14 protein-coding genes and 1 pseudogene are annotated in these 16,844 nt (G+C 69.6%); 10 read left to right on the top strand and 5 right to left on the bottom strand.

The window, feature by feature from the left end:
* Position 1 precedes the first annotated feature (1 nt).
* Both DEJ47_RS28215 and DEJ47_RS28210 read left to right on the top strand, forming a co-directional pair.
* Positions 2-664 carry a hypothetical protein gene (locus DEJ47_RS28215; RefSeq protein WP_150172877.1) on the top strand — a complete coding sequence of 221 codons (663 nt, stop codon included), beginning with the start codon at positions 2-4 and terminating at the stop codon, positions 662-664.
* A 272-nt stretch (positions 665-936) separates the two neighbouring features.
* Positions 937-1,254: a DUF397 domain-containing protein gene (locus DEJ47_RS28210; protein ID WP_150172875.1), complete on the top strand. Its 318-nt coding sequence runs from the start codon at positions 937-939 to the stop codon at positions 1,252-1,254.
* Positions 1,255-1,327: 73 nt separating this feature from the next.
* Here the strand turns inward: DEJ47_RS28210 and DEJ47_RS28205 are convergent, their stop codons facing one another.
* The 4 genes from DEJ47_RS28205 to eccB all read right to left on the bottom strand — a co-directional run bounded on the left by DEJ47_RS28205 (position 1,328) and on the right by eccB (position 5,031).
* Positions 1,328-1,636 carry a WXG100 family type VII secretion target gene (locus tag DEJ47_RS28205; RefSeq protein WP_150172873.1) on the bottom strand — a complete coding sequence of 103 codons (309 nt, stop codon included), beginning with the start codon at positions 1,634-1,636 and terminating at the stop codon, positions 1,328-1,330.
* Positions 1,637-1,668: 32 nt separating this feature from the next.
* Positions 1,669-2,001, bottom strand: coding sequence for a WXG100 family type VII secretion target (locus DEJ47_RS28200; RefSeq protein ID WP_150172871.1), 333 nt, complete (start codon positions 1,999-2,001; stop codon positions 1,669-1,671).
* A 210-nt stretch (positions 2,002-2,211) separates the two neighbouring features.
* A complete protein-coding gene (mycP, locus tag DEJ47_RS28195) occupies positions 2,212-3,450 on the bottom strand; it encodes a type VII secretion-associated serine protease mycosin (RefSeq protein WP_223828532.1) in 1,239 nt (412 codons plus the stop codon).
* 51 nt (positions 3,451-3,501) lie between these two features.
* Positions 3,502-5,031 carry a type VII secretion protein EccB gene (gene eccB / locus DEJ47_RS28190; protein WP_150175911.1) on the bottom strand — a complete coding sequence of 510 codons (1,530 nt, stop codon included), beginning with the start codon at positions 5,029-5,031 and terminating at the stop codon, positions 3,502-3,504.
* Between the two features lie 174 nt (positions 5,032-5,205).
* Here eccB and eccE point away from each other — a divergent pair, with 174 nt between their 5' ends.
* The 3 genes and pseudogenes from eccE to DEJ47_RS37680 form a co-directional block, all read left to right on the top strand.
* Positions 5,206-6,540, top strand: coding sequence for a type VII secretion protein EccE (eccE, locus tag DEJ47_RS28185; RefSeq protein ID WP_150172867.1), 1,335 nt, complete (start codon positions 5,206-5,208; stop codon positions 6,538-6,540).
* Between the two features lie 92 nt (positions 6,541-6,632).
* Entirely contained in the window at positions 6,633-7,454 is an 822-nt protein-coding gene (locus DEJ47_RS28180; RefSeq protein WP_202456534.1) for a hypothetical protein, read from the top strand.
* 334 nt (positions 7,455-7,788) lie between these two features.
* Positions 7,789-7,869, top strand: a pseudogene (locus DEJ47_RS37680) (SCO5717 family growth-regulating ATPase); the annotation flags it as partial.
* Between the two features lie 23 nt (positions 7,870-7,892).
* Here DEJ47_RS37680 and DEJ47_RS37675 read toward each other — a convergent pair.
* Positions 7,893-8,087, bottom strand: a complete 195-nt coding sequence (locus tag DEJ47_RS37675; RefSeq protein ID WP_161235349.1) for a hypothetical protein — start codon at positions 8,085-8,087, stop codon at positions 7,893-7,895.
* Between the two features lie 670 nt (positions 8,088-8,757).
* Here DEJ47_RS37675 and DEJ47_RS28175 point away from each other — a divergent pair.
* From DEJ47_RS28175 to DEJ47_RS28155, 5 genes are all read left to right on the top strand, one after another.
* Positions 8,758-11,499, top strand: a complete 2,742-nt coding sequence (locus DEJ47_RS28175) for a MinD/ParA family protein (protein WP_190415601.1) — start codon at positions 8,758-8,760, stop codon at positions 11,497-11,499.
* Positions 11,500-11,826: 327 nt separating this feature from the next.
* Positions 11,827-13,740 (top strand): ABC transporter substrate-binding protein, encoded by a 1,914-nt coding sequence (locus DEJ47_RS28170; RefSeq protein WP_150172863.1) that lies wholly within the window; start codon positions 11,827-11,829, stop codon positions 13,738-13,740.
* Positions 13,741-13,743: 3 nt separating this feature from the next.
* Positions 13,744-14,838, top strand: coding sequence for an ABC transporter permease (locus DEJ47_RS28165; protein ID WP_150172862.1), 1,095 nt, complete (start codon positions 13,744-13,746; stop codon positions 14,836-14,838).
* Positions 14,835-15,800: an ABC transporter permease gene (locus tag DEJ47_RS28160; protein ID WP_150172860.1), complete on the top strand. Its 966-nt coding sequence runs from the start codon at positions 14,835-14,837 to the stop codon at positions 15,798-15,800. The genes DEJ47_RS28165 and DEJ47_RS28160 overlap by 4 nt, the downstream gene beginning before the upstream one ends.
* On the top strand, positions 15,797-16,831 hold the full coding sequence (locus tag DEJ47_RS28155; protein ID WP_223828531.1) for an ABC transporter ATP-binding protein: 1,035 nt from the start codon (positions 15,797-15,799) through the stop codon (positions 16,829-16,831). The genes DEJ47_RS28160 and DEJ47_RS28155 overlap by 4 nt, the downstream gene beginning before the upstream one ends.
* The last annotated feature ends 13 nt before the right edge of the window (positions 16,832-16,844 follow it).

Raw genomic sequence — 16,844 nt, 5'->3', positions numbered from 1 at the left:
TATGAAAGTATTTCCATTCCCCCACCCAGTCGCTGTTTTTATGCTCTGCTTCCTCTTGACAGGCGCAACTGCCTGCAGCGACAACGGTAGCGGCAGGAATTCCGCACCGGAAAAGCCACACAAGACACAGCTCATCTCGCTGAAACAAGCTTGTGGTGGCAAGGTCTTCGATGAGCGGACATATAAGGAAATAGTGTCCAGCCGCAGGGGTGGCACCTTGCGCGACGGAGTGCAGGCAGACGGCGTCAAATACGGCATGACTAAAGAGGCCTCCCAGTATCTCGGAGTAGAAGTCGACGCTTCGAGCGACGCGAAGGTGACATGTTTCGTCGATGGCGCCTCTGGGGGAGAGGCGGAACTAGAGGTCCAGTTCGGATGGTGGCCCGAAGCTTTCCCAAGCAAGACACCTGATCCAGGAATCGGCGCAGTATTCAGAAGCGGTGATGCCTTCGAGCTGCTCGTAGACTGCCGCATCAGTGATTCATCGACTGCGTCAGCGAAGCCGAAGACACTGCGCGGAACCATCGTCGATCGAGTGGGGCTGACCGGCCGCACAGCGGCAAAAATCCTCATCGCCTCCGCCAGAGAGGTCACGGCTGGCATGAACTGCAGCGAGCCCATCAAGTTCCCTGATCCTCCCAAGGTCCAGGACGGATTGAAGTAATCGCTGTTGCTGCCGGGACCCCACCGCCGTTCTTCTACCTCCGGAGTCGCAACTTGGATGATGTTGGGGGTCCGGTCGTCGAGAGGGTCGCCTCGCGTCCGTATCCGAATGAGTGGGATGCCGTACACGGCGGGTGAACTGCCCCTCGGGGCATGCACAGAGGGACGTCGACGCTTCGTCGCTCCAACCGGTGACTTACGCTCCCACCCCCCACCCCGCCAAGTAGGCTGAGTCACCAGTGGTTTCGTACGTTGGGAAGGGGCCGGGTCGGCATGGGCGAGGGACTGGATGAGGACGTCAGGGCGCGTAAGGAGCGGGAGAAGGACGAGCTCTACGCGCTTGATATCTCCGGCATCGAGTGGCACAGCGCGCCCGGCACGGAGGAGGCCGAGGAGCGCGTCGAGATCGCTTACCTGCCCGAGGGGGCCGTTGCCATGCGGTCGTCGCTCGATACAGGGACCGTGCTCCGGTACACCGCGGCCGAGTGGCGGGCTTTCGTGCTCGGGGCGCGGGACGGGGAGTTCGATCTGGAGCCGACGACGCGGAACGGTGGGCTGCCGGCGGATGACGGGGCCGACGCCGTCGGGTGACCGTATGTGAAGTGTGAGGGTGGGGGTCGGGGCTGTGTGTGCCCGCGACCCCCTCACTTGTGTGGCGGGGTCGTCAGCTCAGCATGCGGAAGCGCGCCGCGTTCCCCTTGTCCGTGTCGCTGTAGCCGACGACGGACTCGTCCAGGAGGCCGGCGATGCGGTGGAGCTTGTGCACCATCGCGTTCATCTCGGCCTCGCTCTGCCGCTGAATGCCGTGGTACGCGGTCTTGGCCTCGCCCTCCCAGCTCTCGGCCACTCGCGCCACCTCGCGCATGAGAGTCTCAAGACCCTCGTCCATGCTCCTGGCGTTGTTCCGCACATCGGTGGCCGCCGTCGTGACGGTGTCGTAATTCACTGCTGTGCGGTCGAAGTTGTCCGACATGTTGGTACTCCCTGACTTTCGGTCGCAGCGTCTCAGGCGTGGTCGACGATCCGGCTCGGCACCTCGTACGAGTTGTCCACCTTGCGGATCTGCGCGATGCGCTCCTGCTCGTGGCTGTCGAAGCCCTTGACGCTCATTCGCATCACGTCTTCGAGGTCGACGAGGTTGTCCTGAAGCTTTTTCAGGTGCTGGTTCACGCCACGCTGCAGGGTGTCGAACTCCTTGCCCGCCGCGCCCTTCCAGCCGGCCTGGATCATGTCCACGACCGTGTTCAGCGAGGTGACACGCTTGCTCACATCCATGTGGAAGTTGCGGATCCTGTCCGCCAGTTTGGTCAGATCGTCATTGCTGTAATCGACGCTCATCGCTCTTGCCCTCCTCATTCACCGACAGCGGTGGTAGCCGCTGTTCGTTTCGACTCCGTGCCAGGGCTCCCCCGGCTCTGGCGGGCATGCGATCCGCGACGCTGCGCCGCCCCCGTGCGACATCAACTCGTGATGCCGTACGTCACTCTAGTCAAAGTGATTCCGCAACTTGTCTGTGTTGGACGCGAGTTCGTACCGTGGGGCGGGAAATCATGCCCTGAGGTTTCTTCTTCTGCGGGCCTCGCGGAGGGCCGCCGCCGCGCCCGCGATCACCGCCACCACGACCACGGTGATGCCGACCGTGTACGTCGCGTATCGCTCGGACCGTTCCTGCGAGGTCTCGGCGAGCGAGAAAGCCGCCGTGTCCGGGGGCGGGGCCTTCGACACGCCGGGGTCCGGGGTCGGCGAGGTCGCGGGTGAGGTGGTGTCGGAGGTGGTGAGGGCTCGTACGGGGTCGATCACGCCCCAGCCGACGTAGTTGTCGTGGCCGTTGATGGAGCGCTCCGCCGTCTGCTCGATCCGCGTGGCGATCTGTGCGGGACTCCAGTCCGGGTGGCGGGATTTGAGGAGAGCTGCCACGCCTGCGACGAAGGGGGACGAGAAACTCGTGCCGTTGTCCGTGCACTGACCCCCGCCGGGGACGGTGGAGACGATGTCCACGCCGGGCGCCGCCACGTCGACGAAGTCGCCCGGCTGGGAGAAGGATGCTCGTTCGTTGTTGCGGTCGGACGACGCGACCGCGAGCACTCCGTCGAAGGCCGCGGGATAGGTGTTCTTCACCTTGCCGTCCAAGCCGTCGTTCCCCGCGGAGGCGACCACCACGACATCGGCGGCGAGAGCGTCACGTACCGCCTTGGCCAGGACCGAGGTGCGGGACAACGGCTTCGTCGTGTCCTGGGAGATGTTGATGACGTCGGCGCCTTTGGCGACCGCGTGGTCGATGGCCTGCGCCATGGTGTCGGAGTCGCCGCTGTTGTCGGCGTCGTTCTGCCGGATCGGAATGATGGTCGAGGCCGGGGCGATGCCGACAAAGCCCGTTCCCTTGTGCGGGCGGGCCGCGATGATGCCCGCGACCTTCGTGCCGTGCCCGACCTCGTCCTTCGTGGGGTCCGCTCCCTTGCCCTTCGTCAGGTAGTCGCGCCCCGCGCGGGCATCCACCGCATCGGTGAGCTGCGGGTTCTTGTCGTCCACCCCGGTGTCGATGACCGCGACCCGGATGCCCTTGCCCTTCTTCCCGTCCTGCCACAACTCGTCGAGCAGCACGCGCTGCAGCGGCCAGGGACGGCCCTTGATCTGCTCGGCGGGGATCTGGCACGCGCCGTCGCCGGTGAGGTGCATCGGTGCGCGCGGGCGTGGGCCCGCGTCGTCGACGGCCGCCGCGGGGGCAACCGCGCCCGCGGCTGTCACCAGGGCGGCCCCGACCAGCAGGACTCTCTTCGTCGGCGGCACCGCTACCTCTGTCCTCTCCGTCGATGGCATCAGGGGGTGGCTGGGGTCAGGTCAGGACCCCTGGGGCTGTCGGGCGCTGTTGGTGTCGAGGCGGGGCCCCTTCGCGAGGAAGTCCGACCAGGACAGGGGGACTTTGGCGGGCCGTACGTTCTTGTAGCCGAGCTTGACCTGTGCCTCGCTGGGTTCGGGGCTGCCGTCGGTCGTCTGTGGCTTGTCGTCCGCGCCGATGTCGGACTTCTCGCTGTCGCTGTCGCCGTTGGCCTGTACGGCGTACCGCAGGCCTGTGTCCGTCACGAGAAAGAGTGAGCCGGTCTTCGTCTGCGTACCGCGGACCTGGGTGTAAAGCAGGCCCGTTCCGGGTGTCACGTACGTGCTCGTGCCGCCGGCGACGATGTCGGCGGGGTACTTCGGGCCCGCCCAGGTACTCAGCGTCGTACCCCCCTGTTCGTCCACGTTCCGCAGCACACTGCACACGGTGTCCCGGCCGCTGCCGCTGGTCCCGCCGTTGACCTGGACGGGGCGGTGCCGCGGCCACTGTGCGGCCTCGCCCTCGAAGGTGCCGTCGGCGGACACGAAGTCCTGGAGGCCGACGGTGCGGGCCTGACCGTCCATGTTCAGTTCCGCCGTCTGCCGCGAGTTGATCAGGAGCCAGGCGGTGAATTCGGTGATCGGCTGGACCTTGCCCGGCAGCACCACGAAGTGTTTGGTGCCCTCTCCCGTCTCCGCCTTCAGGACCATGCCGACCCGGTTCTCCTCCGGCGACAACTGGCCCGAGGCGTCGGCCGGGTCCCCCACACTGGCGGGCAGCTGCGGGAAGGCGATCGGGCTGCCGCGGTGCAGCGTGGCGAGCCACTCCTTGGTCACCAGCTGCGGCTCCCTGGTGGGCCCCACCAGCGCGTCCGCAAGGAGGTCCCCCTCGGAGCCCTTGACCTCGTACGACACTCCGGCCGCGTCCACCAGGTGGCGTGCTCCCGAGCGCGTCTTCACGTACAGCACCTCGCCTTTGCGGAGCCGCCGGGAGCCGTCCATCTTGTCCGCCTCCCGGTCGGCGAGGACGAACGTCGCCTCCTGCGTCGTACGGCCGCCGGACCCCGGCTGCTCGCAGACCGCCCACCGCTTGGTCTTGCCGGCCTCGTCGGAGGACGGGAGCCGGTCGGGGGCGTAGGGGATGCCGATGATGGGGCCGCGCGGTGGCTTGCCCGCGTCGAGGATGCTGTCGGCGACCTGGATGACCTTGTAATCGGCGCCGTTCATCAGCAGGCGCGCGGAGGCCAGATTGAGGACGGGGTGCAGACGTGTCCTCTTGCCGGTCTTCAGTACGACGTACCGCGTCGTCGAATCCTTGCCCACGATCACGCGGGTGCCCGGCGCGTCCCACCCGGGCGGCGCCTTGGGCTGGAACATCCCCCAGGCACCGAACACGGCGAGGACGAGGACACCCGTGATCACACTCGGCAGGAAGGCACGAAGAGGACGCGGCGCCCCCTCTTCGGAACCCGTCGGCGAGGGCTGGAGAAATGCCGCCAACGTCCGCTTCTTCGCGAAGGTGTACGCGTTGAGCTCGTCCCGCCGTGATGCCATGAGCGCCTGCTTCTCCCCCACCGCGCGTCGGGGCGCGAACCCCATGCCTGCATTGCAAGACCCGGCCCCTACTATGCAGGGTGAGTAGTCAGGCGTGTGCAGGGGGTAGGGCACCGGGACACGCAAACGCCCTACTGGGCACGGGAATTCGCCTGATTCGGGGGGTATGGAGTGATGGCTACGGCCACACGGAGAAGGTCGCGGGCGCACCTGCACACCCCGGTCGGCGGGCCCGGCGGTCCGCCGTCCGGCCCCGAGGGGGCGGGGTCGCCCCCGCCCCGCGGACCGGCTTCCGTCCAACTCCGCCTTCGAGCGCAGCAGTACGGTTCGTTTCGGCTGCAACAGCTCGTGCTCGTCGAGGTCGCCGCCGCCCTGCTCCTCTCCGCCTGGGCTGTGGATCAACTCGTGGTCGTTCCGGCCCTCTTGGTGGCGGTGCCGCTGCTCCTTCTGGCGGTCGTACGCCGACGGGGGCGCTCGCTGCCCGACTGGCTCGGCACAGCACGGGCGTTGCGCGCTCGGCAGAGGCGGGCGTCCACCACTCCGGTGCGTCCCGGCACCGAGCCCGGTCTCGCACCGGCCGTCGAATGCGACCCCGCGCTGAGGACGTACGCCTACGGCGACAGGGACCGACGCTCCGTGGGCATCATCGGGGACGGCACCTTTGTGACGGCCGTGCTCCAAGTCGAGTCCGAGGCGACCTCGTTGCGTGCCGACAGGCTGCAACGCCCGCTCCCCTTGCAGCTCGTGGCGGACGCGCTCGAGGTTGACGGCATCCGTCTCGAGTCTGCGCAGGTAGTGCTGCACACGCAGCCCGCACCCGCCCTCCATCTGCCGCAGCAGTCGGTCGCCGTCGGCAACTACGCGCCTCTGCAGGCGCAGACCGGGGCTCCCGCTGTACGGATCACCTGGATCGCGCTCAAGCTCGACCCCGAGCTCTGCCCGGAGGCCGTGGCGGCACGGGGAGGGGGACTGGTCGGCGCCCAGAAGTGCGTGGTGCGAGCCGCCGACCAGCTGGCGAGTCGGCTGACCGGGGCGGGCTTCCGGGTCACGGTGCTCGACGAGGAAGAGCTGACGTCCGCGGTCGCCACGTCCGCAGGCGCCAATCCCCTGGTCACAGCCCAGGCGGGGCGCGCCGAGGCGCCGGAGCGCCGGACGGAGGAGACGGCGCGGTCGTGGCGCTGCGACAACCGCAGGCATACGACGTACTGGGTACGACGCTGGCCGCACCTCGGCGGCTCCGCGGGGCAGCCCCTCCCCCAGCTGGTGGCCTCGCTCACGGCGGTACCCGCGCTGGCGACGACGTTCAGTTTGGCGTTGCGGCTAGACGATCGCAGGGAGGTGTCGCTGTGCGGGCACATGCGCGTGACCGGGCGCGGGGACGCCGAACTCGTTTCCGCGCGCCGCGCGTTGGAACACACCGCACGCCAGGCGCGGGTCGGCCTGGTGCGACTCGACCGCGAACAGCTTCCTGGCATGCTCGCCACTCTGCCGCTCGGGGGCACGCGCTGATGACGGTACCTGTGCATGGACATGGGCAAGGGTCTGGCCCTGGGCAGGGGCAGGGGCACGGACACGGGCACGGGCATGCTGTTGTGACGGGGATGGGGCCTGTGGCGGGGATCGGGCCCGTACCGGGGGCCGGGCCTGTGCCCGCGCCCGCACCTGGGGTGCCCGCACGGTCCGGGGGGCCCGCGCCTTCGGCGGCGGCTCGCGCACGGCAGCTGATCCGTTCGGGGTTCGGCCTGATCGGGCCGCGGCACCCCCGGCACGCGCTCCCCCTGGACTCGTTGCCCGAACTCGGCCTCCCCATCGGGGACGACGGCGTGGTCATAGGCGTCGACGCCGACGGCGGGCCCGCCGTGCTCGGCGTCAGCCGGCCCACTCCGTACGACATGGTTTTCATCGGTGGCCTATGGACGGCGCAAGTCATCGCGTTGCGGGCCGCCGCGACCGGGGCGCGGGTGGCTGTGGAGACCGGGCGGGCCGGGGCCTGGGCGCAGTTGGTGCAGGCGCTCGGGGTCGGGCAGAGCGTGATGGCCGTGCATGACGTGGGGCGGGTGCCGCCGCAGGGGGCGTCCGCGGGGAGTCCCGTGCTGGTGGTGCGGGACTGTGGGATGCGGCCACCCCGGGGGCGGGTCGTCTCCGCGCCCTGGCAGTCCGTCCTCACCGTGCTGCCCTATCTGAGTCCCGTCGCGCCCCGGCTCGTGCGGCAGGCGCGGCTGGTGGGCGTGCAGCGGGTGTCACCGGACGAAGCGGCGCAGATCGGGCGGTTGCTCGGGTTGCCGGGCGCCGACGTCGAGTCGCTGCCGACGCTCGCGGACGGCGTGACCCTGTGGTGCGCCGACCGGGACCGGCAGTACGTGATGACGCAGGCCACGGATGCCGAGACCGGATTGTTGGGTGCCGCTCGGCGGATGGACTGATCGGGCGGGGACGGGCAAGGGCGGGTGAGAGCCGACGCGGAGTGTGCGGCGTTCGTAATTCACGGTGGAGTGTCTGTTGTTGAGCGGTTTGTCCGTCACTGTTTGATGTACGTGGATCGCTCCTGAGTGGTGCGTGACGCAATGGACAGCATTGGTGGGGCGGACTGCCCTGCCGTGCTCCTGGTTTTGGTGATTAGGCTGGGACAGGGCGCGACGCCAGAACCCTCGAACGGGTCGTACGCGTCCCTCAACGGGGAGAGCCAGGCGGATCGGACGACAGGAACGGTCGCCCCCCACCACGGCACGAGGGTGCTCGACCACATCAGGAGGCATTGTGAACAGCGATCGGGACGAGATCCGCGGGGGCTGGGACTCACCCGTCGATGATCAGTCCGACGCGGAGTCCGCTGCCGAGACGACGGGCGAGTTCACCATCGACTACGCGCCGCCCGCCTGGTACACGCAGAACGCTTCCGGCAGCGCGGGGGAGACGCCTTCGGCGGCGCCTGTTTCCACACCGGGGGCGTCGTCCGACTCTTCTGCGGCTTCTGACTCCTCCGACCTGTCGGAGCCTTCCGGTGTGGCGGCGACCGACTCCGGGGATTCCGACTCCGCGGATTCCGGCTCGGACATCTCTGGGGCTGCTGCTTCCGCGCCCGCGGCCCCCGCCATGCCTTCCTTCGCGGCTCCGCCGCCTCCGCCTCTGCCGCTGGGGCCGCCTTCGGCCGGTGTTCCCAGTGTGGTGCCGAAGTTGCCCGTGGGGAGTGGGTTCCAGCCTGCGGGGTCGGGAGCTTCGGCTTCGGTGGATGAGGTTGAGGTTGGGGTCGGAGTTGACGTCGAGGTTGAGGTTGAGGACAAGGGTGCCGCGGCTCCTGCTGCGTCTTCCGACACGCCTGCTGAGGCGCCTTCTTCCGTGCCGCCCGTCGCTTCCGGCGGTGGCGCCTCCGACTGGAGCGGGGCTGTCGCCGGGCCTGCTGCCTCCGTGCATGTGACTGGTGTCGTGCCCAAGAAGGACGTCGACGCCCTCGCGGAGGCCAAGGAGCGGGAGGGTGATGGTGATGATGGGGGTGACGGTAACGGTCGGGGCAGCGGTGCGGATGAGTCGGTAGGTGCCTCGTCCGGGGCTCCCTCTGGTTCTGGCTCCGGTGCTGGTACTGGTTCTGGCTCCGGGTCTGGTTCTGGCTCCGGTACTGGTACTGGTACTGGTACTGGTAACGACTCTGGCCCTTCCTCTTCCGACAGTGATGTCGTCGAACCCTCCGTTGAGGGCCTCGGCAGTGGCGATCTTGAGAGCGGCGCCACCATGCGGTTCTCCGCTCGCGCCCTGAAGCGGGAGTTCGAGGAGCTGGCCGCTGCGGCGGGGCGGGACGCGGACGCCGACCGGTCCGACGTGGGTTCGTCCGAGGTGGATGGGTCCGGGCAGGTCCAGTCCGATGGGGCCGACAAGTCCGGTGAGTCTGCCGAGACTGCCGAATCCGGTGAGTCCGAGTCCGTGGCCGAGGCCGGTGGCTCGCCCGACTCCAGCGGTGCTGACGAGGCCGTACAGGACGCCGTACCGTCCGCTTGGCCTCCGCCGCCCTCTCCGCAGGACGTGCTGCCTCCGCTGCCGCCCGCGTTCCAGCCTGCCGCTCCGGCCGCGGCACCCCAGTGGCCCGCGCCTGTACCGGACGCGCAGCAGCCTGCCGCCGAGCAGCCGCAGGCTCAGGCACCAGGGGCGCAGGCTCAGCCCGCCCCGCCGGTTCAGCCGCAGGCTCCGCAGCCCGCGCCGGGTACGTGGCCTACGTCCGCGTCTGCGCCCGCCGCTGCCCCCGGCGCGCCGTTCGCGGCGCCCGCTCCGCCCGCTCCGCCCGCCCAGAACTCCACTCCGCCCGCACCTGGCACCCCCGAGGCGCCGCAGGGCGGGTACGGATTCCCGCAGGCCGCGCCCGCCCAGAACTCGGCCCCCGCGCCTGTCGCTCCCGACGCCGCGCAGAGTGGGTATGGGTTCCCTCAGACCGCCCCTACCGCCCCCACCGCCACTCCCGGCGCACCGTTCGCCGCTCCCGCTCCGCCCGCACAGAACTCCACTCCGCCCGCGCCTCCCACTCCTGAGGCGCCGCAAGGCGGTTACGGGTTCCCGCAGACCGCCCCGCCCTCTGCCCCCGCCACGCCGGTCCCGCCCGCGCAGAACCCCACCCCCGCCCCCGCGCCTGCCGCCCCGCAGCCGCCGCAGAGCGGTTACGGGTTCCCGCAGACCGGAGCCGCCGCGCCCGCCGCGCCCGGCGCGCCCTTCACCCCTGCCTCTGCCACCGCCCCTGCCCCTGCCCCTGCCCCTGCCCCTGCCCCGCAGAACGCCACACCCGCCCCCGCCCCCACCCCTCCGGTAGCCCCCGAAGCGGCCGGTCCGGGCAGTGGGTACGGGTTCCCGCAGGCGACCGCACCGCAGGGACAGCAAGCGACCGCTCCGCAAGCAACCGCACCGCACGGACAGCAGCCGCCCGTACAGCCCGCGCAGCAGCCGTTCCCCGGGCAGCCGCAGGTTCCCGGGCAGCAGGTCACCCCCGGTGCGCAGCCCCTCCCCAACCAGCAGCCCCAGCCGCCCGCGCAGCAGCAGGCCCAGGCCCAGCCCCAAATCCAGCCCCACGCGCCCGCTCAGCCCCCGGCCCAACCCCACGTACCCGTCCAAGCCCAGTCCCAGCCCCAGCCCGAGCCCCAGGCCCCCGCACCCCACCAGCCCCAAGCCCCCGTCGACCCCCGCACCGGTGCCGCTTGGCCGCAGGCCGTGCGGCACGATCAGCGGGAGCGTACGAACCCCGGGGCCCCGCTCGGGTACACCGCCGCCGTCGAGCTGTCCTCCGACCGGCTGCTGCGCAACACCAAGTCCAAGGCCAAGAGCAGTCGGCCCGCGGGCGGTTCGCGGTTCAAGCTCGGCGGCAAGAAGGAGGAGGCCGAGCGGCAGCGCAAGCTGGAGCTGATCCGGACCCCGGTCCTCTCCTGCTACCGCATCGCCGTCATCAGCCTCAAGGGCGGCGTCGGCAAGACGACGACCACCACCGCGCTGGGCTCCACGCTCGCCACCGAGCGGCAGGACAAGATCCTCGCGATCGACGCCAACCCCGACGCCGGCACGCTCGGCCGGCGCGTGCGGCGTGAGACCGGTGCGACCATTCGTGACCTCGTCCAGGCGATCCCGTACATCAACTCGTACATGGACATCCGGCGCTTCACCTCGCAGGCGCCGTCCGGGCTCGAGATCATCGCCAACGACGTGGACCCGGCCGTGTCGACCACGTTCAACGACGAGGACTACCGGCGCGCGATCGACGTACTGGGCAAGCAGTACCCGATCATCCTCACCGACTCCGGTACGGGGCTGCTGTACAGCGCCATGCGCGGGGTCCTCGATCTCGCCGATCAGCTGATCATCATCTCCACGCCGTCCGTGGACGGTGCGAGCAGCGCCTCGACGACGCTGGACTGGCTCTCCGCGCACGGGTACGCGGACCTCGTCTCGCGGTCCATCACCGTCATCTCCGGTGTGCGCGAGACCGGCAAGATGATCAAGGTCGACGACATCGTGTCGCACTTCGAGACGCGGTGCCGCGGCGTCGTCGTCGTCCCCTTCGACGAGCATCTCGCCGCCGGTGCGGAGGTCGACCTCGACATGATGCGGCCGAAGGTGCGGGAGGCGTACTTCAACCTCTCCGCGATGGTCGCGGAGGACTTCGTACGGGCTCAGCAGCAGCAGGGGCTGTGGACGTCGGACGGGAATCCGCCGCCGCACATGGCTCCCCCGATGCCGGGACAGCAGGTGCAGCAGCCGCAGGCCCATCAGCCGCAGGCGCAGCAGCCCCAGTCGTACGTACCTCAGCAACCTCAGCCGTACGCACCTCAGCAGCCCCAGCAGGCGCCGCCGCCCCAGCCTGGACAGCAGCAGCCCTACCCGCAGCAGCCCGGCGCCCCGCAAGGGTGGCAGCAGCCCCAGCCGCCGCAACAGGCACAGCAGGCTCCCCCGCCCGCGCAGCCCGGCGCGCCGTTCCAGCAGCCGCCGCCCCCGCAGCAGTAGCAGTCGTCGCCGACCCTCATGTGGGCCCGCACCGTTCCCCGGTGCGGGCCCACCCGCATGTTTGCCTCCGCACGCCGCACCCGGCACCGGGGGCCGTGCCCGTCCTCCCCCAGCCGTCACTCCCTCACCAGCCACGCGTCACTGGTCTCGACCAATGTGTGCTCCATACCGGTCAACTCGTTGTTTCCGCAGGCCACATGGGGTGCGCACGCCGTTGACGCGCGCAGACCGGCGCTGGTAAACACACAGCAACCAGCTGACGTTTCTTGATCGAACAATGTGCAACCAGCCATCCCTGCGCGAGCGATGACGCGAGGTCACCGACCCATGGACACACAAGATCAGCACGGCAGATCAGCAGTACCGGCAGCAGCGCCGAGAGCAGCAGCACACCCCCACCCCCGCTTCCGCCCTCACCCCCGCCTCAAGCTCGCCCTCGCCGGTGGCGCCGCCGCGTTCACTCTGACGGCCGGTCTCGCCACGCCGCTCAATCCGGCGCCACAGCTCGCGCAGGCCGAGGACGACGGCGGGAAGGACGTGCTCACCGTCGCCGTGGCGCAGAGCGTCGACTCGCTCAGCCCGTTCCTCGCCCAGCGGCTGCTCAGCACGAGCATCCACCGCCTGACGTACGAGTACCTGACGAACTACGACGCCAAGGACAACAAGGCGATCCCGGGGTTCGCCACCAAGTGGGAGTCCTCCGACGACAAGCTGACCTGGACGTACACCATCCGGGGCGACTCCAAGTGGTCGGACGGGAAGCAGGCCACCGCCGAGGACGCCGCGTGGACGTTCAACAAGGTGATGTCCAAGGAAGGCACCGCCACCGCGAACTCGAACTTCGTGACCAACTTCAAGAAGGTGACCGCGCCGAGCCCCACCAAGCTGGTCATCGAGTTGAAGAAGCCGCAGGCGACCATGGCCGCCCTCGATGTGCCGATCGTTCCCAAGCACGTCTGGGAGAAGGTCGACGACATCTCGAGGTTCAACAACGACAAGGACTTCCCCGTCGTCGGCAATGGGCCGTTCACCCTGACGGACTACAAGGTCGACCAGTACGTACGGCTGAAGGCCAACAAGGACTTCTGGCGCGGGGCGCCCAAATTCGACGAGCTGGTCTTCAAGACGTACAAGGACCAGGACGCCGCCGTCTCCGCCCTCAGGAAGGGCGAGGTGTCGTTCGTGGCCGGGCAGCCCGCGCTCACGCCCGCGCAGGCCGAGTCCTTGAAGAACGAGGACAACATCAAGGTCAATGAGGGGCCTGGGCGGCGGTTCTTCGCCCTCGCCACCAACCCCGGCGCCAAGACCCTCGACGGCAAGAAGTTCGGCGACGGGCATCCCGCGCTGCTCGACAAGAGGGTGCGACAGGCGCTTTTCCTCTCCGTCGACCGGGAGGCGCTCGTGGACAAGGTCTTCCAGGGGCATGCCGTCGAGGGGGCCGGGTACATTCCGCCGCGCTTCTCCGAGTACGCCTGGAAGCCGTCCGCCGACCAGGAGCTGAAGTACGACCCGAAGAAGGCCGCGCGCCTCCTCGACGAGGCGGGATACAAGAAGAACAGTGACGGGAAGCGGGTCGGGAAGGACGGGAAACCGCTCGACCTCCGCATCCTGTGCCACGCCACCGACCCCAACGACAAGGCCGTCGGGAAGTACCTGAAGGAGTGGTGGGGGGAGCTCGGGATCGGACTCAAGGTGAACTGCCTCGACGACGTGTCCGTGCCCTGGTACGCGGGTGAGTACGACCTCGCCTTCGACGGGTGGTCCGTCAACCCCGACCCCGACTTCGTCCTCGGCATCCACACCTGTGCCGCGCTGCCGAAGAAGGCCAAGGAGAGCGCCGCCACGGACAACTTCATCTGCGACAAGAAGTACGACGCGCTCTATGAGAAGCAGCTCGCCGAGTACGACCCGGGCAAGCGCGCCGACATCGTGAAGCAGATGGAGTCATGGCTGTACGACTCCGGGTACATGAACATCCTCGCGTACCCGAACGCCGTCGAGGCCTACCGCACCGACCAGATCAAGTCCATCACCACCATGCCGTCGGCCGCGGGCAACATTTACGGCCAGGACGGATATTGGAGCTGGTGGTCGGCCGTGCCCGCGGATGGGAAGAGTTCCTCCAAGGACGGCAGCTCGACCGGTGTCATCATCGGTATCGCCGCTGCCGCGGTGGTGCTCGTGGGCGGCGGAGTCCTGTTCGCCCTGCGCCGCCGTTCTACCGCAGAGGACCGCGAGTAACGCATGACCGCTGACAGCAATCCCGCACTGCTCGACACCGAGGGCCCCAAGGGTCCCGGGGCCGACGGCGACCCGGCTGCGGCCGGGGCGGCGTCGGCCCGCGGGCCCCGGGCCCGCAACACCCGCGCCTACCTCCTCTATGTGGCGGGCAAGATCGGCGGCGCTGTCGTGTCGCTGTTCGCCGTGCTCGTCACCAGCTTCTTCCTGTTCCGCCTGATCCCCGGCGACCCCGTCAAGCAGATGACGGGCGGCAAGCGCGTCTCCGGCGAGCAACTCGCCGCGATGCGCAAGGAGTTCGGCCTCGACAAGTCGGTCATGGCCCAGTTCTGGGACTACACCGGCAACGTCCTGACCGGCGACTTCGGTACGTCGTACCAGTTCCACGCGCCCGTGATGGACAAGATCACGGAGGCGCTGCCCGCGACGCTCCTGCTCACCGGAACGGCGTACGTCCTCTACACGATCATCGGCATCTGGCTCGGCACCCGCACCGCGTGGCGCAACGGCAAACTCGGCGACCGCCTCAACACCGGGCTCGCCCTGACGCTGTACTCGGTGCCGTCGTTCTGGCTGGGGCTGCTGCTGATCATCACCTTCTCGGTGGGCATCGGGCCCATCCCCGGGATGTTCCCGACCGGCGGTCTGGAGTCCGGGGGCGAGACGGGCTTCGCGTACGTCGTCGACGTCGCGCACCACATGGTGCTTCCCGTCGTCACGCTGGTCGCCGTCGGATACGCCCAGACGCTGCTCGTCATGCGGTCCTCCCTCCTCGACGAGATGGGGAGCGACTACCTGACGACCGCGCGGGCGAAGGGGCTGCGGGACGATCTCGTACGGCGCCGGCACGCCGTCCCCAACGCCATGCTGCCGACCGTCACCCTGATGTTCGTCAACCTCGGCACGGTCGTGGCGGGCGCCATCCTCGTCGAGACCGTGTTCTCCTGGCCGGGTCTCGGCGGGCTCTTCTACCAGGCGCTGAGCGTGCCCGACCTGCCGCTGGTGCAGGGGCTGTTCTTCGTCTTCTCCGTCGCGGTGATCCTGATGAACACCCTGGCCGACGTGATCTATCCGCTGCTCGATCCCCGGGTGGGCCGATGACGACCGAATCCGCACCGACCGACCCCGTACCGTCCAACCCTGCACCCGCCACCCAAGCGTCGGCTGTCCCGAAGAGCGCGCGGTCGCTCGCCTGGACCCGGCGCAGGCACTCCGTGGCGCGCTTCTGGCGCGAGTACCGCACGCACCGCGCCGGACTCGTCGGCCTCACCGTGCTCGTCCTGATCGCCCTCGCCGCGGTCTTCGCGCCGCTGCTCGTCGGCTCCGACGCGCAGAGCGTGACCGGCGCGCCGGGCGACCCGATGGAGTCGCCGAGCGGGGAATTCCCGCTGGGGACCGACCAGTTCGGGCGCGACCTGCTGGGCCTGCTCGTGTGGGGCGCGCGCATGTCGCTGACCGTGGGACTGCTCGCCGCCGTGCTCTCGGTGGCCATCGGCACGCTCGTCGGGATCACCGCAGGGCACTTCAAGGGCTGGTACGCCACCGTCATCATGCGCATCACCGACTGGTTCCTGGTGATGCCGACGCTCGTGCTCGCCATCGCGCTCGCCGCCGTGATGTCCGGCACGATCTGGACGATCATCCTGGCGATCGGCGTGACGACCTGGCCCACCACGGCACGCCTGGTCCGGGCGCAGACCCTCGCCGTGGAGTCCCGCCCCTACATCGAGCGGGCCCAGGCCCTCGGCGGCGGCCACGGCCACATCATGGCCCGGCACGTCCTGCCCAACGTCATGCCGCTCGTCCTCGCGCAGACCACCCTCGTCATCTCCGGCGCCATCCTCACCGAGGCCACGCTCGCGTTCCTCGGCCTCGGCGACCCGACGAGCGTCTCCTGGGGCGGGCTGCTGCAGGACGCGCGCGAGGCGGGCGCGGTCAGCGCGGGGCACTGGTGGTACCTCGCCCCGCCCGGTCTCGCCATCGCCGTCGTCGCGCTGGCGTTCACGCTGTGCGGCCGCGCCGTGGAATCCGTGCTCAACCCCAGGCTGGGGGCCTCCCGTTGACCTTGTCCGACAACACCGAAGCAAGCTCGCCGCGCCTCCTGGACGTACGCGAGCTCGAAGTGACGTACGCGAACGGCGCCGCCGCGGTCCGCGGTGTGAACCTGCACGTCGACGCGGGCCACAAGCTCGGCGTCGCGGGCGAGTCGGGGTGCGGCAAGTCCACGCTCGCGCTCGCCCTGCTGCGGCTGCTGCCCGCCGGCACGAAGGTGTCCGGCGAGATCCTGCTCGACGGCGAGGACGTCCTCACCATGAAGTGGGGGCGGGTCCGCGCGGTTCGCTGGGCCGGCGCGTCGATCGTCTTCCAGGGCGCGATGCACTCCCTGAACGCCGTCCACCGCATCGGCGACCAGATCGCCGAGCCGATCCTGCTGCACAAGAAGGCGACGCAGGCGGGCGCGAAGACCAAGGTGGGCGAGCTCCTCGAACACGTGGGGCTGCCCGCCGCCCGTGCGGAGGCCTACCCGCACGAGCTGTCCGGCGGCCAGCGTCAGCGCGTGATGATCGCGATGGCGCTCGCCTGCGATCCGCGTCTGATCATCGCCGACGAGCCGACCACCGCGCTCGACGTCATGATCCAGGCGCAGATCCTGCGCCTGATCGAACAGCTGGTGTCCGAGCAGGATCTGGGCCTGATGATGATCAGCCACGACCTGGCCGTGCTCTCCGACACGTGTGACCGGCTCGCCGTGATGTACGCGGGCCGCGTCGTCGAGGAGGGCCCGGCCTCCGAGGTCTACGAGAACGCGCGGCACCCGTACGGGAAGGCCCTCTCGGCGGCGTTCCCGCGCATCGGAGACGCCGCGTCGCGGTTCGCCCCGCGCGGCCTGCCGGGCGATCCGCCCGACCCGTCCGCGCTCCCCACGGGCTGTACGTTCCATCCGCGCTGCCCGGTCGCCCTCGACACCTGCGCCACGGAGGACCAGGCGCTGCGGGACGCGGGGCCGCACCATCGCGCGGCCTGCGTCCATGCGGGCGCGCCGCTGCCCGCGCAGCCGACGTCGGCTCCCGCGACGGCGGAGCGCACACCGTGACCGAGAGCCCCCG

This window comes from Streptomyces venezuelae, assembly GCF_008642355.1.
In the GTDB taxonomy this organism is placed as follows: domain Bacteria; phylum Actinomycetota; class Actinomycetes; order Streptomycetales; family Streptomycetaceae; genus Streptomyces; species Streptomyces venezuelae_B.
Note: the sequence above shows the minus strand (reverse complement) of the source record. Positions and strands in the feature narration are given on the sequence as shown.